This window comes from Paenibacillus sp. WLX2291, from assembly GCF_046603665.1.
Lineage (GTDB): Bacteria > Bacillota > Bacilli > Paenibacillales > Paenibacillaceae > Saccharibacillus.
In genome coordinates, this window is sequence record NZ_CP176755.1 from 1054418 (window position 1) to 1077298 (window position 22881).

At 50.1% G+C, this 22881-nt stretch carries 15 protein-coding genes; 11 read left to right on the forward strand and 4 right to left on the reverse strand.

Annotated features, from left to right (window positions below; translation table 11 throughout):
- Positions 1-200 precede the first annotated feature (200 nt).
- From ACDE64_RS04640 to ACDE64_RS04690, 11 genes are all read left to right on the forward strand, one after another.
- A complete protein-coding gene (locus ACDE64_RS04640; RefSeq protein ID WP_411349141.1) occupies positions 201-1760 on the forward strand; it encodes a methyltransferase domain-containing protein in 1560 nt (519 codons plus the stop codon).
- On the forward strand, positions 1757-4447 hold the full coding sequence (locus tag ACDE64_RS04645; RefSeq protein WP_411349142.1) for a polynucleotide kinase-phosphatase: 2691 nt from the start codon (positions 1757-1759) through the stop codon (positions 4445-4447). The genes ACDE64_RS04640 and ACDE64_RS04645 overlap by 4 nt, the downstream gene beginning before the upstream one ends.
- Positions 4448-4509: 62 nt before the next feature.
- Positions 4510-5739 (forward strand): RtcB family protein, encoded by a 1230-nt coding sequence (locus ACDE64_RS04650; RefSeq protein WP_411349143.1) that lies wholly within the window; start codon positions 4510-4512, stop codon positions 5737-5739.
- 87 nt (positions 5740-5826) lie between these two features.
- Positions 5827-6117 carry a putative quinol monooxygenase gene (locus tag ACDE64_RS04655; protein ID WP_411349144.1) on the forward strand — a complete coding sequence of 97 codons (291 nt, stop codon included), beginning with the start codon at positions 5827-5829 and terminating at the stop codon, positions 6115-6117.
- Positions 6118-6326: 209 nt separating this feature from the next.
- The gene (locus ACDE64_RS04660) at positions 6327-7265 is read left to right on the forward strand and encodes an ABC transporter permease (RefSeq protein WP_411349145.1); all 939 of its coding nucleotides are present in this window, start codon (positions 6327-6329) and stop codon (positions 7263-7265) included.
- Positions 7262-8524 (forward strand): ABC transporter permease, encoded by a 1263-nt coding sequence (locus ACDE64_RS04665; protein ID WP_411349146.1) that lies wholly within the window; start codon positions 7262-7264, stop codon positions 8522-8524. Before ACDE64_RS04660 ends, ACDE64_RS04665 begins: the two co-directional genes overlap by 4 nt.
- Positions 8525-8543: 19 nt before the next feature.
- Positions 8544-9521, forward strand: coding sequence for an ABC transporter ATP-binding protein (locus tag ACDE64_RS04670; RefSeq protein WP_411349147.1), 978 nt, complete (start codon positions 8544-8546; stop codon positions 9519-9521).
- A 29-nt stretch (positions 9522-9550) separates the two neighbouring features.
- On the forward strand, positions 9551-10789 hold the full coding sequence (locus ACDE64_RS04675; protein ID WP_411349148.1) for an ABC transporter ATP-binding protein: 1239 nt from the start codon (positions 9551-9553) through the stop codon (positions 10787-10789).
- A 31-nt stretch (positions 10790-10820) separates the two neighbouring features.
- Entirely contained in the window at positions 10821-12455 is a 1635-nt protein-coding gene (locus tag ACDE64_RS04680) for a peptide ABC transporter substrate-binding protein (RefSeq protein ID WP_411349149.1), read from the forward strand.
- 24 nt (positions 12456-12479) lie between these two features.
- Entirely contained in the window at positions 12480-13463 is a 984-nt protein-coding gene (locus tag ACDE64_RS04685) for a dipeptidase (RefSeq protein ID WP_411349150.1), read from the forward strand.
- A 443-nt stretch (positions 13464-13906) separates the two neighbouring features.
- A complete protein-coding gene (locus ACDE64_RS04690; protein WP_411349151.1) occupies positions 13907-15205 on the forward strand; it encodes an MFS transporter in 1299 nt (432 codons plus the stop codon).
- A 234-nt stretch (positions 15206-15439) separates the two neighbouring features.
- On the opposite strand, the gene ACDE64_RS04695 is transcribed toward ACDE64_RS04690, so the two are convergent.
- The 4 genes from ACDE64_RS04695 to ACDE64_RS04710 all read right to left on the reverse strand — a co-directional run bounded on the left by ACDE64_RS04695 (position 15440) and on the right by ACDE64_RS04710 (position 22881).
- Positions 15440-16267 (reverse strand): SDR family oxidoreductase, encoded by an 828-nt coding sequence (locus ACDE64_RS04695; RefSeq protein ID WP_411346694.1) that lies wholly within the window; start codon positions 16265-16267, stop codon positions 15440-15442.
- 745 nt (positions 16268-17012) lie between these two features.
- Entirely contained in the window at positions 17013-17948 is a 936-nt protein-coding gene (locus tag ACDE64_RS04700) for an AraC family transcriptional regulator (protein ID WP_411349152.1), read from the reverse strand.
- Positions 17949-18181: 233 nt separating this feature from the next.
- Entirely contained in the window at positions 18182-21568 is a 3387-nt protein-coding gene (locus tag ACDE64_RS04705; protein ID WP_411349153.1) for a glycoside hydrolase family 2 TIM barrel-domain containing protein, read from the reverse strand.
- Positions 21565-22881, reverse strand: coding sequence for a glycoside hydrolase family 125 protein (locus ACDE64_RS04710; RefSeq protein WP_411349154.1), 1317 nt, complete (start codon positions 22879-22881; stop codon positions 21565-21567). The genes ACDE64_RS04705 and ACDE64_RS04710 overlap by 4 nt, the downstream gene beginning before the upstream one ends.

A 22881-nucleotide genomic window follows, 5' to 3' on the forward strand; every position in this document is an offset into this window, starting at 1 on the left:
GAATATAAGCCAAGCAGTGTATCTGCTCGTTGTCGTCGCATGAATATTCAGCTAGTATCGTTGAATGAACATGGAGGATGACGCAGCAGGCATTTGCCCAGCATACCCGGCCGTGGACTGAATAGTCTGCGGCCTTTTTGTGTTGTGGCATGGATAGCAAGTGAGGAACAAGCAAGTAAGCTACATAGGGAGGAACAAGCATGTATTTACAAATCAAATCTGCCGGTCCGCACGCTGGCATGATCTCGCATCTACTCGCAAAGAATCCATACAACCTGTACGACCGTCAGGAAAAAGGCGCTCGTGTGCGTCTGTTATTCCCCGTATTTACAGAGCAGGAAATGCAAGTGCTGTTGTTCGTCACACCCGATCCTATCGATCTGGTCAAAGGCAGCCCAGACAGCTATGACATTACGAATTATATTAACGACCGCGAGTTTGTCGTTAGCAGTTTATTTTGCTCATATATTCGTCCGGCGCTCGGTACAGCGCTGAATGGCAAGCCGAAGGCGGATTATGCACAGTGGGTCGATTATCGGTTTCCGCTGGAAGTGAGTGTAGGGCCGGTATCGTCCAATTTGCCGGATGATGTGCTGTCGTCGCTGTTCACGGCACTTGGGTACGAGGTGGAGCTGGAGCGTGGAGAAAGCGACTATTCCTTTCAGCTGAAAAAGCGCAGTACGATTCGAGTCATTCATCTGCGCGGGGAAGCTACCATTCAGAATCTGCTGCGGCAATTGTTTATTTTGCTGCCCGTGCTGGATGATTATAAGCATTATTACATCGGCGACGAGGAAGTGGAGCGGCTGCAGCGGTATGGCGAAGGCTGGCTGACGAAGCATCCGCAGCATCGGCTGATTGTCAAACGGGCATTGCGTTTTATGCCGCTGATTCGCCAGTACAGCGCATCCTTGCCGCTGGAAACGCAGGACATGCTGGAACAGCCCGAAGAAACGCAGGAGATGCTGGAGCAATCGGAGGATGGTAGCGGTGAGCGCGACGGAACAGCAAGTAAGGCAATTGCACCGGAGGATCACCTGCATACATCCAGTTCGCCCGTTGCTACAGTATCTACAGATGTCGTAACAGATGATACGGACGCGACGTTGGAGGTTGTATCTGCTGCTGTACACACTGTCAAAGCTCCGCGTCTGAACGAACTGCGATATCAGGCAGTCGTAGAGCAGATCGGTGCATTGCCACAGCGTCAGACCATCATCGACTTTGGCGCTGGCGAAGGCAAATTGTCTGAGCGGTTGGCACGTATTGGCGGTGTAAAGCAGGTATGGGCAGTGGAGCCATCCGCTTATGCAGGCGTGCGTGCACTGGAGCGATTCGCTGATATGCAGGCTTCGGGAGCAGGCACGGTGCCGCAACTGGCGACCGGCTCGTTATTTTACCGGGATGATCGCTGGAGTGGTGCGGATGTGATGATTTTGTGCGAGGTAATCGAGCATATCGATGCGCTACGCTTGCCGATGGTGATGCGTACACTGCTGGATGAATATCGTCCGCAGACGTTGATCCTGACGACACCGAACCGTGAGTACAACGCGGTCTATGAAATGGAACAAGATGATATTCGCCATACTGATCATCGGTTTGAATGGAGTCGTCAGCAATTTGCAGACTTTTGCCGGGAATGGAGCAAGTACGGCGGTTATGAGATGAATATGCACGGGATTGGTGAGGTATCTGTGGAATATGGTCAACCGACACAGATGGCGGTATTTCACAAACAAGGAGGGAAGAACAAATGACCGGCTACCGGGATGAACATAACAAAGGGCAAGAGAATCAACAATATGCCGACAAACGGGATCGGCCATTGCAGCAGGAGCCGATTCGTACGATTACGATGCCAACCGGCGGGATTGTGCTGCTGATGGGACCGTCCGGCAGCGGGAAAACGACATGGCTGGAGCAGCTAGTAGAGAACGGCACTTTGCTATCTAGCGAAACGGTATCGTCTGACCGCTTCCGCCAGCTTGTTGGAGATACCGACCATATCGATTGGCGGCAACATCCGCGTGAGGAAGGCGATGTACTGTATCAGCAGTATCGGCTAATCTCGGATCGCGCGTTTCGGGTGATGGAAGAAACGATTGCCGCGCGTGCTCGGCTCAACTTGCTAACATGGGTAGATGCGACACATTTGCATCCTGAAGATCGGGCGGTCTACATCAACCTTGCACGTCGCAATCATGTGCACATTGTCGTCGTTGCGCTGGATGTACCGGAAAAGGTACTGCTGGAGCGTGACCGTACTCGTCTGCATGCGCGTGGACGACAGAGAATCAAGCAGCATATCGTTGTGTTTCGCGAGAATATGTACAAGCTCAAAAGCGAAGGCTTCGACGCTGTACATCTATTGAAGCCGCGCGATCTGGAGCAGGTTCGTCTGGAACGTACGGCGAACCCGCTACTGCAACCGCTTGGAAACGGCGTGGATGTAATCGGTGATATTCACGGCTGTTACGAAGAAATGATGCAGCTCATTCACAAGCTTGGCTATGTCACAGATGAGCAGGGCATCTACCGTCATCCAGATGGACGGATGTTAGTATCGGTCGGCGATATTATGAGTCGTGGTCCGCGCTCGCTGGAAACGATGCAGTTCTGGCAACGTCAGCTGGCAGCACAGCAAGCGCTGATGGTTGATAGTAACCACGGCTGGAAAGTGGCGCGTTATCTGGAAGGACGCCAAGTACAGATGAACCACGGTGACGAGCAATTTGTCGCGGAATTGGAGCAATATGGGGCTGTACACGGGCAGGAAGCACTGGACACACTCAAAGAACAGTTTCGTGCAATGCTGCTGGCAGCGCCGTCCCATCTCGTATTTACGCATAACGGAGTGCGCCGCTTGATCGTAACCCACGCCGGAATTCGGGATCATTACATTGGCAAGCAGTCCAAAGGTATTTCCGATTACTGTCGTTATGGCGAAACCGATGGACAGGATGATAGTGGCAAGCCGCAGCGCACCGATTGGTTTGCGAATCATGAGTCCGGAGAATGGATCGTATGGGGACATGATCCGCGTCTGCGTCCGACGATTGTGAATCGTACAGTCAATATTGATCAGGGCGTCGTATTCGGCGGGCAGCTGACGGCGTATCGTTTTCCAGAGCAAAGCTTTGTCGCGGTAGACGCGTTGCACGATTATGCGCAAGATACAGACAGCCCGCTAGAGCGTCAGCGCAAACGCCGCTTTGCCGCGCCGAACTTGACGCCGCTTATTAACGGGTACAGCGTCATGACCGACAGTTATGGTGAGATCGGCGTGCGTAGTGAATTTGTGAAAGCAGCGGTCGATACGGTATCGCATTACACCGTGCCGCTGGAAGAATTGATGTATGTACCGCCAACGATGACGCCGCCAGCGGTCTCAGCGCTGGACGACTATCTGGAGCATCCGGCGGAAGCACTGGCGTATTACCGCTCCCGCAACGTGTCTCGTATTGTTGCACAGAAAAAGCATATGGGCAGCCGTGCAATTGTACTGTTGTTCCGCGATTCGCAGGCAGCAATTCCGTATATCGGACGTCCGCTCAGTGGACGCATTTACACACGTACTGGACGCGCCTTTTTCCCATCTTCATTGGAGCAGCAAGTTCTGGATAAGCTGCGTACGGATCTGGAACATGCGAACTATTTTGAGCAATATGGGACGGATTTTGTACTGTTGGATACTGAGATTGTGCCGTGGAATTTGAAGGCACGCGAACTGATCTCATCCCAATATGCGCATGTGGCAGAAGCGGCGCTGCATGATCGTCGTACGATTCTAGATACGCTACATACCGCGCAGCAGCAAGGGCGCGAAGTAGCGGACTGGATTGGGGAATGGAGGGAACGGCTGAATAATGCACAGCGATTTGCAGAGGCATTTCAGGCATATTGTTGGGATACAGACGGGCTGGACGGCATTCAGATTGCACCGTTTCATATTTTGGCGCATAGCACAGGTTCGCTCATGGATCGGGAGCATACGTGGCATATGCAGCATGCTGAGCAATTGGCGCAATCTTGCTCGATGATACTAGCTACCGAATATCAAGTAGTGGAGCTGGACGATGAACATGCCGAGCAGCAGCTCGTACAATGGTGGAGCGATATGACCGAGCAGGGGCATGAAGGTGTAGTGATCAAGCCGGAGTGTATGACGACATATGATGGAGATCGTTTGGTACAACCGGCGATCAAAGTGCGTGGACGCAAGTACCTGCATATTATTTATGGAATGGACTACTTGCAGCCAGACAATCTGAAACGATTAAAACAGCGCAAAACGCGTAAAAAAGAACGCCATGCGTTAATGGAATTTGCGCTCAGTCTGGAATCGGTAGCGCGCTTTGTACGTCAGGAGCCGCTCGAGCGGATGCACGAATGTGTACTCGCGGCGTTATCGCTGGAAGCCGATGCGGTCGATCCACGTCTGTGATCGCTGAAGCCCCCCTTTAGATAGAATAAGAAAACAAACATAATGAAAGTAGAGTGAACAAGATGGCATTTCAAATTATCGACGGCGTGCGTGTCTGGGGCGAACCGGACAGCAGCGCGGTCAGTCAGGCAGTAACGTGTGCCAATCATGGTAATGTGGTGCAAGCGCTGCTGATGGCAGATCATCATAAAGGCTACAGTCAGCCAATCGGCGGTGTGGTCGCCTATAGTGGTCAGATCTCGCCATCCGGTGTCGGCTATGATATCGGTTGCGGCAACAAAGCGGTACGTACCAATCTGATGGCAGCGGATATTATGCCTCGGATCGGTAGCATGATGGATCAAATCGCCAATCAAATTACGTTTGGCGTTGGACGGGGCAATCGCAACCGTGACGATCACGAGCTATTCGACGATCCAGACTGGAATGTATACATGCAGGTTGCAGGGAAAAAAGGGCATGATGCACTGAAAAGGCTTGCCCGCGAGCAGCTAGGCACGGTCGGCAGTGGTAATCACTATGTCGATCTGTTTACCGAGCCATCTACAGGACGGCTATGGATCGGTAATCATTTTGGCAGTCGTGGATTTGGACATAAGACGGCAAGCGGATTTCTGAATCTGGCGGTGGGACGGGGCTTCTTGGATAAAGCGCCGGGTGAGCATATGGATCAAGCGCCGACGCTGTTCGATCTGGATCAGGAGCATGGCGAGCTATACTACCGGGCGATGAAGCTCGCAGGACGATATGCGTATGCCGGACGCGATTATGTCATTGATGAAGTACTGCGTCTGCTGGGTGCGACTGCGGATTTTGCAGTGCATAATCATCATAATTTTGCGTGGAAAGAGCAGCATGACGGGCAAGAAACGATTGTCGTTCGTAAAGGGGCGACACCTTCGGCACCGGGTCAGCTGGGCTTTATCGGCGGCAGTATGGGCGATATTTCGGTCATTGTGCGCGGGAAGGACAGTCTGGAAAACAAGCAGTCCTTTTACAGCACGGTACATGGCGCTGGTCGGGTCATGAGTCGTACGCAGGCAGCGGGTAAAATGAACTGGAAAACTCGTACCCGTCACGGCGGCACAATTACGCGCGAGCAGATGAAGCAGGCGATTGACGATTTTGGTGTGGAGCTGCGCGGCGCGGATACGGACGAGAGTCCATTTGTGTACCGCAAGCTGCAAACGGTGCTGGACGCGCATCATGAGACGCTGGATGTGCTGCATGTGCTGAAGCCGATTGGCGTGTGCATGGCGGGCGCGAATGAATTTGATCCGTATAAGGATTGAGTGAGGTTGTATTGTTGATCGTTCTCCAAAACGGGTATGCTAATACATAGCACCGCCAAAATGGATTCATTGGAAGGAGAATGATCGATGACGAATCTTGTTAATAATGCGATCTTGAAAGCAAAAGCAGGGTATGAAGAGCAGTTAAAAGCAGAGTTAATCAAAATGTTGGAGCCTTCTCGTAGCGAACGTGGTTGTATTCAATATACGTTGCATGAATCGGTGGAACCGGGTGTATTTGTCTTTTATGAAATATGGGAAGATGAAGCTGCGCTTGAATTTCATATAAATACCCCTCATTTCAAAACCTACCGTGAGAATATTGCATCATTGATTGATTCTCGTGAAGCATTCCGTTTGCAACAGGTAGAACAATAATATAAGCATCATACAACAGTGATTTCCGATACCGGGAATCACTTTTTGTTATGTGCATCCATAGATTGTTGATTTGATCCAGACTACCTGTGCTTTTTGTATCAACATTATCTATTAGACGCCGATTGGTAATTTCGATAACCTAATAGATACATACTAAATTTTATAAAACCGATAGGAATTATAAGTTTTATGGAAAGGGACTGCTTATGATCAAATATGTAACGAAACGGCTATTGATCGCGTGCTGCACACTGCTGGTCATTTTGTTCATTTTATTCGCGATGATGGAGTGGATGCCGGGTACGCCGTTCAATGATGATAAATTGACCGCACAGCAGCTTGCCCAGCTCAACACTGCCTACGGGCTGGACAAGCCGGTGCCGATAAAATTCGCTAATTACGTAACACATGTGCTGCAAGGCGACTTTGGCGTATCGTATGTCATTCAGAAAAATATGCCCATTGCCAGCTTGATTCAAGATCGGCTACTCATCTCCTTCCAAATCGGTTTGCAAGCAATTACGGTCGGTGTGGTGATCGGTCTCATTCTCGGCATCATCTCAGCGCTGCGTCATTCGACGATCTGGGATACGATCTCGTCGCTCGTATCGATGCTAGGCGCGAGTATTCCATCGTATGTATTCGCGCTAGGATTAATGTACGTTTTCGCTTTTAAATTGGGTTGGTTTCCGGTGTTGTTCTCGCAGCGAATGGCGGATTCGTCAACTATTTTGCCGAGTATTGCACTGGCGATGCTGCCGATTGCCAAGGTAGCACGATTCACACGCAATGAGATGATCGAAGCGCTGCAATCGGATTATATCCAGTTGGCGCAATCAAAAGGTATTAATAGCTTTGGCATCATTCTATTCCATGCGCTACGCAATACGCTCATTCCGCTGTTAACGGTCATTGCACCGATGGTCGTGGGTATGATGATGGGCAGCATGGTAATCGAAAATATTTTCGCTATTCCGGGTATCGGCAATCTGTTTATTACCGCTATTCAGGTAAATGATTACAATGTTGCGATCTCAATTGCCTTTATTTATAGCGTACTGTTTATCGGCATGATGCTGCTGGTCGATCTGCTGTATGGTCTGATCGATCCACGAATTCGACTGGCAGGAGGAGGAAAAGCATGAAGAAAGGCATCGATATCTATGCTCGTCATACGAAGCGGGACGACACTTCCTCTCTCAACGCATCCCATGACGCTTCCAATAACTTAACACAAGCTAATCAATCGCCAGCATCTACCGATCTTCGCCAGACTAGCGGAGCGAAAGTGCCTACAGAAACGACAGCTATTGCACAAACGACGAATGCTGTACAACATCGGTCGAATGCTATACAACATCCATTGAATGCACAAGAACATTATGTTGGCAATAACGGTTCACATGAAGGAAATCCTGCGTTTGCTGCACCATTTGAGCTGGCACATCGGCAGCTTGCCGCTGAAGGTATCAACGAAGAGTACCGCAAGCCGCGTTACGACAGTATCCGCCGTGTCTTTCGCAGTAAAAGTGGCTTGATTGGTGCTATCATTCTCACGCTGATCGTTCTGTTTGCACTCATCGGTCCACTCATTAGCGGCTATGCACCGAATGCAGTAGATATGAAAATACAGAACCTGCCGCCACGGCTACCGGTTGTGGAGCAGCTGGGCTTTTGGAATGGGGAGACGCGGGGCGACAATCCGTATATCGAACGGGGGATTCAGCAGCAGTATCACTATTTTGGCACCGATACGCTGGGGCGCGATCTGTGGACGCGTGTATTTACCGGGACACGCATTTCGCTATTTGTGGCGATGGTGGCGGTATGTATCGATATTGTAATTGGGATTACCTATGGCATGATTTCAGGATATTTTGGCGGCAGGGTTGATCTGGTGATGCAGCGGATGATCGAGGTGATCGCGGGTATACCGAGTCTGGTCGTTATTACGCTGTTTATGATCATTCTCAAGCCGGGGCTGATTACGATCATTATCGCGCTCATGATTACGAACTGGATCGGGATGAGCCGGATTGTCCGGGCACAGGTATTACGGCTGAAGCAGCAGGATTATGTACTGGCGGCGCGTACGCTGGGCGCTTCGGATATTGTCATTTTACTGCGGGAGATTTTGCCGAATATGTACGGTACGATCATCATTATGGCAATGATGTCGATTCCAGAAGCAATCTTTATCGAATCGTTCTTATCGTTCATCGGGCTGGGCATTCCTGAGCCGACGGCTTCGCTCGGTACACTGATCAGTACTGGCTTCAAGTCGATGATGATTCATCCCTATATGGTGGCGATTCCGGTCGCTGTGTTCGCACTGCTGATGATCAGCTTCAATCTGCTGTCTGATAGCCTGCGCGATGCACTGGATTCCAAATTGAAAATCTGAAGCCAAGGAGGCGAGCAAGATGACAGTGGCAGAGCAACCAACAAACTTTATCCAGCCGGTGAAAATAGCTGCCGACGATGCTCCCTTGCTATCGGTCAGCGGATTGAAGCAGTCCTTTCGCTCCAATGGGCAGAGAGTGCAGGCGGTCAACGGTATCGATCTGCACATTCAGCAAGGCGAAACGTATGGACTGGTCGGTGAATCCGGTAGTGGCAAGTCGACAATTGGACGATGCCTGATCCGTATTTATGATCCAGATGAGGGCAAGATCATATTAGACGGTAGTGAGATTAGCGGCAAATTGACGCGGGAGCGCAAGCGATATATTGCCAGCCGCATGCAGATGATTTTCCAAGACCCGATGGCAAGTCTGAATCCGAAAAAAAGGGTGATCGACATTATCGGGCAGGGGCTGGATATTCATCGCACGTATCGTTCAGCAGCAGAGCGGCGGCAGCGCGTGTATGAGGTGATGGATAAAGTAGGGCTGGCGCGCAGTCATGCGGATCGGTATCCGCACCAATTTTCCGGTGGACAGCGGCAACGGATTGGCATTGCGCGGGCGCTGATTATGAATCCAAAGCTGCTCATTGCCGACGAAGCGATTAGTGCGCTGGATGTATCGATTCAAGCGCAGATTGTCAATCTGCTCAAGCAATTGCAACAGGAGCTACACACGGCGTATCTGTTTATCGCGCATGATCTGGCGATGGTGAAGCATATTTCGGATCGGATTGGCGTGCTGCATCACGGTTATCTGGTGGAGACGGGCACAGCGGATGATATTTTCCTGCGAGCGATGCATCCGTATACTCGCTCACTGCTGTCAGCAATTCCAGTACCTGATCCACGGGTGGAAAAGCATCGGCAAAGCTTTCACTACCACGCGAGCGAGCTGGATTATGTCGATGCAGTAGAGCATCGTCTGGAGGGAGAGCATGTAGTGCTGGCTACACCGGAGCAGCTGGTGCAATGGCAACAGGAGGTGAATGTATAGAATGCAGCAAGGTGAAAGGAGGAGCGTACATGAGTGAGCCAACGATACATAATGATGCACAATCTGCAAATCAGCAGATAGCGTCCAGTACAAAATCTCTATCGTCACAAGCGTCAGATGCACCATCACAATCTCTATCATCGAAACCTATACCGTCACAAGCGCCAGTCGTATCATCCGATGCACAGCACATCTTGTCCGTATCGAATCTGGCAGTTAGCTTTCGGACGACGCGCGGATTGCTGCGGGCGGTGCGTGGTGTTGATTTTGAATTGAAGCGTGGGAAGACGCTGGCGATTGTTGGTGAATCTGGCAGTGGCAAATCGGCGACAGCGCGGACGATTATGGGGCTGGGTGGACCGCAGCAGCAGATCGACAGTGGGCATATTTATTTTCACGATAGTCAGAATGGAAGTAGCCAGCCCATTGATCTGCTTACGCTCAGCAAGAAACAACTGATTTCCGACATTTGTGGTCAGAAGATTGCAATGATCTTCCAAGATCCGATGAGTACGCTCAATCCGACGATGAGCATCGGGCGTCAGATTGTGGAAGCGATTCGCAAGCATCAGCGGCTTGGTCGACGGGATAGTCGTGAGCTGGGCATTCAATTGCTGGAGGAGGTCGGTATTCGGCAGGCGGCGCATACGTACAAGCAGTATCCGCATCAGCTGTCCGGCGGAATGCGGCAGCGGGTCGTCATTGCGATTGCACTTGCCTGCAATCCACAAATTCTGATCTGCGACGAGCCGACGACAGCGCTGGACGTGACGATTCAGGCGCGTATCTTGGAGCTGATCGCACGAATTCAGCAGGAGAAGAATCTGTCCGTCATTTACATTACGCATGACTTTGGCGTAGTGGCACGGGTAGCGGATGAGGTGGCAGTGATGTATGCCGGGCAATTGGTCGAAAAGGGCACTGCCGACGATATATTCTACCATCCGGTTCATCCGTACACCCGCGCGCTGCTGTCCTGTGTACCGGATGCTGGAATCGACGCGCACCGCTTGTATTCGATTCCTGGTATCCCGCCTGATCTGGTGCATCCCATTACAGGCGATGCGTTTGCGCCGCGTAATGAATATGCGCTGAATATTGATTTTGAACAGGAGCCGCCAGAATACCGGATCAACGATACGCATACCGTTCGTTCATGGCTGCTGCATGAACAGGCACCGGAGCTGGACGTGAATCCTATGTTGACAGAGCGACTGCGTCAGATGCAGCAGCGCGCTGCCAATACAACAACGCAAGCAGAAGCATGACCCACTATATAATCAGGACAGGAGACTGAATATGAGTAAAAAAACGATGGTATTGCTGTTAACGCTGGCGTTATTGGCGGGGCTATTAAGCGCCTGCGGCAAAGGCTCAGAACGTTCGGATGCATCTTCATCCAGCAGCAGTCAGGATCTGATCGTCGCCAACACAGCGGATGTATCGACACTGGATTCCAATCTGGCTACGTCGGCGGAGGATTTGAATATTATTAACAAATTGGTCGAAGGATTGTACCGTCAAAGCGAGAAGGGCGTCGAGCTGGCGGCAGCAAGCGATGTGAAGATTAGCGATGATAAGAAAACGTACACCTTTACTATTCGTGACGAGAAGTGGTCGGATGGCACACCAGTAACGGCGCATGATTTTGAATATGCGTGGAAACGATTGGCGAATCCAGAAACGAAAGCGGAATACTCGTACATGCTGCTAGTCGCTGGTGTGAAAAACGCCGAGAATGTACTTTATAACGGTGCCGCACTAGATACACTCGGTGTAAAAGCAACCGACGACAAAACGTTTGTCGTGCAGCTGGATCGGGTCGTGCCGTACTTTGATTCTTTGATGGCAGGTACATACTTTGCACCGATCAATGAGAAATTTGCTACGGCGCAAGGCGATCAATACGGGCTGTCCAAAGACAATGTACTGTCCAATGGTCCATTCGTTATCTCTGACTGGACGGTTGGCGGTGACTCGGTTGTCCTATCCAAAAATACGCAGTATTGGGATCAGGACAATATCAAGCTGAACACCCTGACGTACAAAACGGTCAAAGATTCGCAATCCGGCATTCTGGCGTATCAATCGCAGCAACTGGATTATGTAGAGATTAACGGTGAAGAAGGGGCAGCTTACAAAGATTCCAAAGATTATCATACTCAGCTTGCCCGCATGCTGTACTATTTCCAACCGAATCTGAAAGTAAAAGAATTGAACAACGTGAATTTGCGCCTCGCACTGGCACTGGCGTATGACAAACATTCAGTCGTCGATAATATTCTAAAAGATGGCTCTGTTCCGGCAGATTTCCTGATCGTCAACACGCTTGCTTCTGGCGTAGAGGGCAAAACCTTCCGTGACGCTGCCCAAGCGACGTATCTGGAATCGGACAAAGTCAAGGCGGTCGAATATTTCAACAAAGCCAAAGCCGAGCTGAAGCAGGATACATTCACATTCGAATTACTGTACGACGATGACGATACAACCAAGCAGATTGCTCAATTCTATCAATCCGAAATTCAAAATACACTGCCCGGCATCACGATCAATCTGAAAGCCCAGCCGAAGAAAAATCGCGTTGCTCTCGCTGGCAAAGGCGACTTCCAGATTATTATCACTCGTTGGGGCGCTGACTATGATGATCCATCCACATACTTCGATCTGTTCACGGAGCGTTCCGGCTACAACTTCGGTCACTGGGTGAACCCGGAATACGACAAGCTGGTTAACGGCGCATCGCAGCAGTGGATCGCTTCGCCGGAGAAACGTCTGGATGCGTATATCAAAGCGGAGAAAGTATTGCTCGACGATGCCGCCATTTTCCCAATCTATCAGGATGGACGTTCGTATCTGCTCAACTCGCGTGTCACCGTGAAATTCAGTCCAGAAGGCTCAGCATTGTGGAGAACAGCAACGATCAGCAATGAATAGTGAATCTAGTCGTGGAGGATACACATGGGATATATTGATCTGCACTGCGATACGCTGATGCTGTTTGCCAGACCGGATCATACTGGCGATTTGCGGCGCAATGACCGACAAGTCGATCTGGACAAGCTGGCACGTGGCGGAGCGTATGCGCAATTTTTTGCCATCTTCATGGTACCAGAACCCTTTTATGCTCATTTGCATATGGAACCGCTGGCGGATGACGTATATTATGAGCGTTTGTATGAGGCGTTTCGACAGGAATTCATCGATGGAACAGCGGAAGGCGCAGCCGCGCGGTTTGCTGGAAATTATGAGCAATACACTGCCAATCGGGAAGCAGGCAGATTGTCCGCTTTTCTGACGATTGAAGATGGACGGCTGCTGGACGGCAATCTTAATACACTGGATCAGTGGTATCGTCAAGGCGTGCGACTGATTACGCTCACATGGAATTACGAGAACAGCATCGGCTATCCGCAATCGTCAGATCATGAGCTGATGCAGCATGGGTTAAAGCCATTCGGGGTGGAAACCGTGCAACGCATGAACGAGCTGGGCATGATCGTTGACGTATCGCATCTATCGGATGGCGGGTTCTGGGATGTGGTGAAGTATAGCAACAAGCCATTTGTTGCTTCTCATTCCAACAGCCGAGTTCTGTCACCGCACCCGCGTAATCTCACCGACGAGATGATCAGAGCGCTTGGTAACAAGGGCGGTCTGGCAGGGCTGAACTTTGGCGGTAATTTCTTGAATGAACAGATTTCCGATGATCGCAGTACGTTGCAGCAGATGGTGCGGCATATTCATCATATGGTCAACGTAGGCGGAGTGGACAGTGTGGCACTTGGCTCCGACTTTGACGGTGTGCCGAGAAATCTGGAGATCGACGATGCCTCTCAAGTTCCGCTACTCGCTGAGCGATTACAGCAACACGGATTCCATCCATCCGACATCGATAAAATCATGTTCGGCAATGTAGAACGACTGATTCGCGAAACGTTATGAGCTGAACGAATTCCAAATACTCATATGCAAGTCATACGTACACGCAAGAAGCATCTGTCACAAAGGGCAGATGCTTCTTTTTTGCTTCAAATAAATAAGCGTATAAAAGTTATAAATAATACTTAATTACGATATTTTTATATAGCCAGCTATCGTTATACCCGTTACAATAAGATTTAGAATAAATTAACAAATTATTATAGTTTTTGTTTGTAAATGGTGTACACGGCTTACATATCGTGCGATACTTAAAATTGACAAGTCGAAAAAGAAAATCATATACTGATTAAAACATAATTTATGGATCAATTTACATTATTTAAAATATTATGTACATACTCTAGTTAGCAAGAAAATATCGTGCCACTTGTCATCCGCAACGGATAACCGTTTGAAATGATATAAGCATGACTTACTCCACATTGCAGGAAGGGATGGACATTTTGATCAGAAAATCGTTTTACATGTTATGGGGCACACAGACCGTCTCCAATATTGCGGACATTGTGTACTCGCTCAGTCTCGTTACCCTCGTATTTATTCAAAGCGGCTCGCTGCTAACAACGATCTTTATTCCGCTATTCCGTATGCTGTCCAAAATCGTCAGCGGATTGGTTGCACCGCTAGTGATGTCGAGGTATCGATTAACATCGATTTTAATGTGCTCGCAGCTTGGACAGTTTGTGCTGTTTACAGCGCTGATCTTTTACCTGTGGCTGACGCCTGTACCATCGTACGGTATCGTATTTGCAGTCGTATTCGGCATGTCCTTCTTGGATGGCTGGACAGATCCGGCGCGCAATGCGCTCGTGCCACGACTCGCAGATGGTGAAGGCTTGATGCGAGCTAATGGATTGATCTCGGTCAGCGATCAGATCGTTAAATGCTCTGGCTGGGCACTCAGCGGTATTATCGTCGCTGTTGCTGGGGCGTTGCCAACAATGTGGATCGCGTCGGCAAGTTATTTTCTGGCGATGTTTTTTACCGCATTTATCCGTGATCCGTATGCACAGGCAGGTCTAGTACATGCCAAAGGTGCAGTGGACGATGAGGCTGCACCAGCGACCAAACCATCGTATGGACAGCAATTGTCCGAAGGCTGGAAAATCATCGCCACTAACCGCCGCATCCGTCTGCTGGCAATTGTCGACAATATCGATACGCTGGGCGGCGCGGCGTGGTTGGGCGCATTTATTCTTGCCTTTGTCGTGCAGGTGCTGCATCAGGATGAACGCTGGTGGGGCTTTATGAATACTGCCTTTTTCATCGGTTCGATTGCAGGCGGACTGCTGATCGTCTCACGGGTGAAAAAGATTCAAAAGAACGCTTATCTGCATATGCTGCTGCATCTGATGATCTATGTGGTCATTGCGGTCGCATTTGCCTTCAATACCCAGCCGTTTCTGGCAATGTTCCTGCTCATGATCTCTGGCTTGCCAGTACAGGTAGCAGGCGTGATCCGTCGTACATTGATCCAGCAAAATCTGACACCGGAAGAAACACCGAGTGTCATGTCAGCATGGAGTGTGCTGAGTAATCTGGCATTCGCGGTTGCGATGCTGGGGCTGAGCTGGATTGCCGATCAATTCGGAATGAAAAATATGTACTTGATTGCTGCGTTAATGACGACGATCGCTGTCGTGATCGGATATGTATATCGCTCTTATTTCCGCGAGGAGCTGGCGGCGGGTGAGAACGAGCAGTATGTCAATGAACAATCGGTAGCAGCGAACAAGGCATAATTGGTTGGGAGATACGAAATAAGCTTACATTAGTAAACGGTGGAAGAGGTAATATTCCAAATCCAGAAGTAATCGTTACAGAAAAAGAAGCAGCGGTCTAAGATCGCTGCTTCTTTTTTACGTGGATGTGTAATATGACCACCTATGCACGTACATAGCACAATGACCATACAGACAGATATTGCAAAATGCTTTTAGCTGTATATTACATAAGCAATCATGAAAAGGACGATCTTAAACACCCGAATACGCCATAAATCCGCCATCCACCGGAATCGTTACGCCAGTAATAAACCCAGACGTATCCGCATCCGCCAGCCACAGCAGCGTGCCAAGCAGATCATCCGGTACACCGAATCGTCGCATCGGCGTATGCGCGATAATCTTCTCCGAACGTTCGGTGAGCGAGCCGTCTTCGTTTTTTAACAGTTTTTGATTTTGCTGAGTTAGGAAAAATCCCGGTGCAATCGCGTTTACTCGAATCCCAGTATGCGCAAAATGCACAGACAGCCACTGGGTAAAGTTGTTGATGCCCGCCTTGGCAGCCGAATATGCAGGTACTTTGGTCATCGGGCTGTACGCACTCATGGACGAAATGTTGATCACACTCACGCCCGTGCGTCCGGTCATATGGCGAGTGAAGATTTGCGTCGGAATCAGCGTGCCAATCATATTCAGATCCATCACCTGACGGAAGCCATCGATTTTGATATCATAAAAGGTCTGCTTGTCGTCATCATTCAGATCCTGCTCATGGAACGTTTCTTCGGTCGTATTCGCATCCGAATGATTGCCGCCCGCACCGTTAATCAGAATATCGCACGGACCGAGCTGCGCGGTGACTGCCGTCTCGGCAACGATCACGCTATCCTCGTTCGTGACATCGCATGCAACAGCAATGGCTTCGCCGCCTGCGGCAACGATCTCGTCAGCGACCAGTTGTCCTTTTTCCACCGTACGGTTCAGAATGGCGATACGGCAACCTTGTCGTCCTAACTCCAATGCCATCGCGCGGCATAATACACCCGCACCGCCCGTAATGACAACTACTTTGCCACGCATGGAATCGTGTAGCGGCAACGGTTTGGATTCTGTCTCGGTTAATGGTTCCTGCTCCTGTTCCTCCACATGACGAATCACTTCGCGTAGCGTTTTATCCACCAACTTATTGCCGGTAGTTGGCTCAGCAGGTGGAGCAATCGGAATGTCCGAAGCGGAGATCGTATCGGCGCTCGTAGCGAACTGTGGTGTCTGATCGTCTGCCAGATTGTTAGCTAACAAGACATCATCCGCTGTATCCGAAGTGGACAAGGATGGCTGCGTCGCTATTCTATCCTGCGTCGAATGTGGCGTTTGCTTATGGCTTGCTTGCTCCTGAGAATGTACTTCGTCTCTATGTGGTGCGTCTGTCAGAGTTTCCAATGCTGATGAATCCTTCTGGTTGCGCTGCTGTGAGCTGTTTTCAGTCGTTAAGTTGGATGGTTGCTGCTTGTTCATAATGGATCATTCCTTTCTGTGACCGCATATGGGTAAACGGAAACCCGGTCGGCAGGATTACAATATCTTTAGCCCGATTCGGCGCAAGCGAACCGCACATAAATAACTCGCACGCAAACAACCCGATATCATGTTCACCAGCATCAGCATTCTGCTTCCTCTGGCTGTTAACGATATCGGGCGATAGATCAAACGTAGTAGCAGTAAGTATACAAGCGGCAGCCAGCTGACGATGATGCCGTATGGAGCGTCGTTACATTGCCCCTGATAGACGTATACGGCAGCATGGCTGTCCGGTGGTTCAGCTATGTCAGACATCGGCTTCGAGTGGCTGATTCATATGCAGATGATTTTTGCGGTAATGGCTAGGTGAGATGCCCGACCAGCGTTTGAACTGGCGGCTAAAATGCGCAATATCGCGATAGCCGAGTGTGGTCGCAATGTCCTGAATCGACATATGCGGATCGGCAAGCAGCAGCTTGGACTTGTGCAAGACGAGATTGGACAGGTAGCTGCGTGGCGAGATAGCAAACACCTGATGGAAAATACGATTGCAATGCGACGGACTGATTCCTAGCTCGGCAGCGATATCGTCGATACCGTAATGCGATTCCGCGCGCTGGGTGACCTGCGTAATATTGCGGTTCACAATTCCTTGCAATCGTGCGGCAATCTGATGCGCTAGCTCCATATGCGCATACGTGGATGGCGATGCCTGAGCAGCTTCATCCAGCAGAATCTCCCACAATACGCCGAATAACTCGAACGAAGCTGCCTGCAAACGGATACGGCGTGTGATCATATGCTGTCCTTCCAGCTCGGCAGCCTGTACCAGTTTCATAATGCACGGTTCGATCTGACGTGCTGCCAGACTATTTTTGCGCAAAATCAGTTGATTCGTACGTTCCAGCAGCGACAGGAAGACACGGTCATTCATCTCAAAATGAATGCAGACATACACCAGCGAACGGTCGCTGATGCTACGGCTCATATGGGGGATACCCGGCGGCAAAATCACCAGATCACCGGCTTGCTGCACATAGCTGTATTCCCCGATCTTCAATTGCTGGGTGCCCTCTAAGACATAATTGATCTCATACTGATGATGGGCATGACTTGGACATTCCCAATCCCGGCTCACCTCGCGCAGATTGATACCGAGCAGATTAACCGATGTCTGCACGTCTGGGCATACGGTTTCCGAGACGCTGAGACCCCATTCCGGCGATATAAAGGAAGTGGACATAGATAGCCTCCAATCTCACATTTATGTTTGCTGCGTATTGCCTCCAACCGGACAGAGAACGAAGAACGGCGAAATCAAACGGGATATGGGTAATTTGCTGATTGGACTAGTTTCAGCATACATGCATATGAACAAAAATGAAAGGGTTTTCATTTGATTCATATAAAAGTTTATGAATGGACAAAAAAGGGCTACCCCGAATGAAGAGACCGGGGCAGCCTGCATACATTTTGCTAGTACCGATTTTCCAGTGATACGACGTGAATATCCAACTCATACGTAAATGATTTTTCCTGCAAACGGAACATCTCCGCAAGCTCGGGACCACAGGAGTTAGAGCCAACACCGCTCATTTTGTAATCCAGATGCAGATACGTTTGTGGACGTGGGCGTAGTTGGTGCGCATGGGTTGCCGTCGTCAGATCGGCAGACGTATAATGCGACGCTTGGAACGAAAAAGGCTGCGAACCACTTACCTGTAAACCGACACCAAGTGGATTCGTAATATGCAGCCAATCGGTACGGTCACGGGAGCCATTTTCCTGCGGGACAACGTAGTTGTAAAATAGTTGCTCTACCGTCTGCGTATACCGTCCAAAGCGTGTACTATAATGCTTGTCCACATAACTCTCATGCGGACCTTGACCGAAATACGTTACCTGCTCCATCCCCGACTGTAACGTCAATAACAGTCCAAATCGTGGCAAATACGGAGCTGTCGGCAATACTTGCACATCCACCTTCATCTGGATCACGCCATTGCTGTGAATCTGCCAGATCACATCACCATGCAGCAGTGGATACTGGCTAATCGCGCCGAGTGAGAAGGAGGTCTGAATCAGTACAGTTTGCTCGTCCGTCTGCTGCCACTGACTGTCGTATATTTTGGTGTGCAGCCGATCCATGCCGATGTCGCGCCACTTCTCCTCTATATGCATATCGTTGCTGATCGGCGCGCGCCAGACGGCAAAGCTGGATGGGGCATCCAGCAATTCGATCCCACTACGGCGGATAGAGAGAAGGGCGCCTTCCACCAGATCGTAGCGACAGCTGAATTCGTCGCCGCTCATATGCAATATGCCGTCAGATTCCTGTGCGGATAGCGGCGTGACGATCGGCTGTGCGGTAACAGCATGGTTGTGGGTAAACGTTTCATCCAATGTAGAAATAGCGTCGGTTGTTTCATCGCTCGTTGTCGTTTTCGTTGTTGTTAGCGAGGATGTCTGTATAGTATTGATTGTCGATAAAGGCAAAGGATCGACTTTTTCCAGTGTATCCAACGCAAATTGGAAAAAAGCAATCTCGTAACCATGCTCCGCCCAGCGCGTCTGTTGGCGCTGACGAATATGGAACGTTACGTAGCGATTGCGACGGGCAGTATAAGATGGTGCTGGCAGATGGATATCCGGCGGCAATGACCATTCCAGCATCGCGGATTGCTGGGGCACAATATCTGGTAGTACCAACTCGCCCTGTGTTAACAGTACGCCATTCTGTTCCACAATCCAGTGCACAGTCAGATGCTCCAGCGAGGCAAAGTCATATCGATTATGCACGCGGAGCCGCAATGAGTCGGAGTTGTTATTGTTTACAACATGGTCATAGTTCTGCTCATTCTGGTTATGTTCTGCATTATGCTTGGTCTGTTCGCTCCATTGCTCGATCCACACAGGCGCGATAATCTGCTTCAATTCCAGTAACCCCGGATGCGGCTTGCGATCTGGCGAAACAAGACCGTCGATGCAAAAGGCGCCGTCATTCGGTTGATCGCCAAAATCACCACCATACGCATAATATAGCTGTCCATGCTCATCGCGCTGCTCGATGCCGTGATCTGCCCATTCCCATACACAACCACCCATTAGACGTGGATGCGCATAGATGGCGTCCCAATATTGCTTCAGATCGCCGGGACCGTTGCCCATCGCATGGCTATATTCACACAGAAATAGCGGCTTGGTTTGCTGTTCATCGCTGGCATATGCAATAATATCGGCGGGAGAAGCGTACATCCGGCTTTCCACATCCAGCACAGATACATCAGTATGCCCATTATAACCCGGAGCAGCCCCTTCATAATGCACGGGACGAGAAGGATCGCGTTCCCGCGTCCAACGAGCCATGGCGATATGGTTGATATCGTAGCCAGATTCATTGCCCATCGACCATAGAACAACAGAAGCGAAGTTTTTATCGCGCTCTACTAGTCGCACCGCCCGGTCTACAAAAGCATCCTGCCAATCCGCATTGGCGGACAACTGATGAAACGCACCCGGACCAAAGTCCTCAGGAATGCCGATTCCGTGACATTCCAGATCTGCTTCGTCAATCACATACAAGCCCAGCCGATCACACAACTCCAGAAAGCGCGGATCATTCGGGTAATGTGCTGTACGCACCGTATTGATATTATGCCGCTTCATCAACAGCAGATCGTCGATCATATGCTGTAACGGTACCGTATGACCGAGTACGGGATGCGTATCATGGCGATTGACGCCTTTGAGCTTGATCGGCTGTCCGTTGATCGTGAATACACCGTCAGCCGTAATAGCAATCTCACGTAGCCCGATGGCAAAATACAATACTTCGCCGCTCGCTTCCACATACAGATGATACAGCTGTGGTTGTTCAGCATTCCACAATACTGGATTATTCCAGCTTAACGACAAGCAGCCTGTATGTGTATTCGGTTGTATGTCCACTGTACCTGTAGCGACGATCTGCTTGCCAGCTGGATCTATCAATTGCGCTTGTACTGTCAGCGTGTGTGCTGGCGAATGCTCGTCGGCAGCTTTGAAATCGGAGCTATCCGCCCAATGTTCCCTTGAACGACTATTCATATCAAGCTCAATATCCAGATGGGCGGAAGTATAGACAGGTTTACCAGCAGCATCCAGTTCTGTTTCCAGCGATTGACGGACGAACACGTCACGCACATGCTGTGGAGCACGACTTAACAGATACACATCGCGGAAAATGCCGTTGTACCGCCACATATCCTGATCTTCCAAATACGAGCCGTCACACCATTTCAGCACGAGCACAGCGATTGTATTGCTACCGGGCTGTACATACGGAGTAATCTGAAACTCCGCTGGCACCCGACTGCCCTGACTATAGCCGACAAACTGTCCGTTTACCCATACGTACACACACGACAATACACCTTCAAATACCAGATAACTATCCCGCTCCTGCCACGACGATGACAGTTCAAATTGACGCACATACGCACCCGCCGGATTGCGGGTTGGAATATGCGGCGGATCGCATGGAAACGGATAATTCAGATTGGTATAATGCTGCTGATCATATCCATGCCGCTGCCAGCAAGAGGGCACGATCAATTCGTTCCACAATCCAGCTGTTGCATGCTGCCCGGTATGAATCGGCGCATGTTGCCAGAATTCTGGCTCTACTTCGCGAACGGAATCATAATAACGGAATTGCCAGTTGCCGTTTAACGATTGATAAAAGGGCGATCGCTCGCGCTGCAAACTGGCAGCGGCGGAGCGATGTGCATACGGAATATAGTAAGAACGCGCGGGTTCGCGGTTCACCTGAAGTACGTTCAGCTGTTGATGGTAGTTTGGAATGGATGGAATGACAGGATTCATAGGCGATACGATTCCTCCCTGGTGGATGATTGCACATAATGAATAACGAATTCTGCAAACAGACTATTTGACCAAGCAAACCACGGACGAGTGAATTGCGCCGGATCGTCCTTATGGAAGCCTTCGTGCATCAATCCGGTTCCGGCATGAGTGGAGGACAGCCATTCTAGCAATTGCAGTTGCTCCTTGCGGTCAACAGACGTCAGCCCCTGCATGGACAATGCAATATGCCAAATATAATCTTTGGGTGTATGGGGACTTCCAATGCCACGAGCAGCAGTCCCGGCAAAATAATACGGATTGTCGCTGCTCAGAATAAAGCGGCGCGTATTCTGATACACAGGATCGTCTGCCGGACGATAACCGAGATATGGAATCGACAGCAGACTTGGCACATTGGCGTCATCCATCAGATGATGATTGCCACGACCGTCGGTTTCATAGGCGTAGATTTTTCCATATATCGGATGCAGAACGGTACCATAATGCTCAATGCCAAATTCGATTTCTTCCCGTAACGTTTCCGCACGTATCGCCAGACGTTCGTCGTTGTACATATCACGGGCGATGGTCGCCATATACCCTAGCACGACAACGGCAAACATATTCGACGGAATGAGATAGCCGAATACACACGCATCATCGCTCGGTCGGAAGCCAGACCAGGTCATGCCAGTATACGAAGTAGGCATGCCGCGTCCTTGATTGCGCAATGTATCTGATGGCGGACAGTTCTCACGAATGAACCGATACGGCGACTGTTCATCATGGCGCTGCTCGCAGCTCCACAGATCGATGATTCGATTCATACCATTGTAAAAGGAGTAGTCGAACAGCTCGGCATTGCCCGTTTGCTGCCAGAACAGATACGCAAGCTGAATCGGATAACAGAGCGAATCGATCTCATACTTGCGCTCCCAGATCCACGGCGACAGAGTAGTAAGGTCTTCGTCGTATCTTGCATCATTTGGCTCATGATTGAACGCATTGGCATACGGATCAAGCCCGATGCAGAACAATTGCCGCCGAATCAATCCGGCGATACGTGCTGCTACCTGATTGTCGGATGATGCCAGTGGCAAGTAATGCCGCACCTGAGCTGCCGAATCACGCAGCCACATGGCAGGAATATCGCCAGTAATAACAAAGGAACTGTCATCGTCCATCACCCGAATGGTCGTCTCATATGTGCTAGCATAACAATGACGAAACATCGTACAAACGGCGGGTAGATGCTCCAGCCGCCGTTCGATACGTTCGACATACTGCTCCATCTCCGGTGTAAGCTGGAGTGGTGTATTTAACATGCTCAT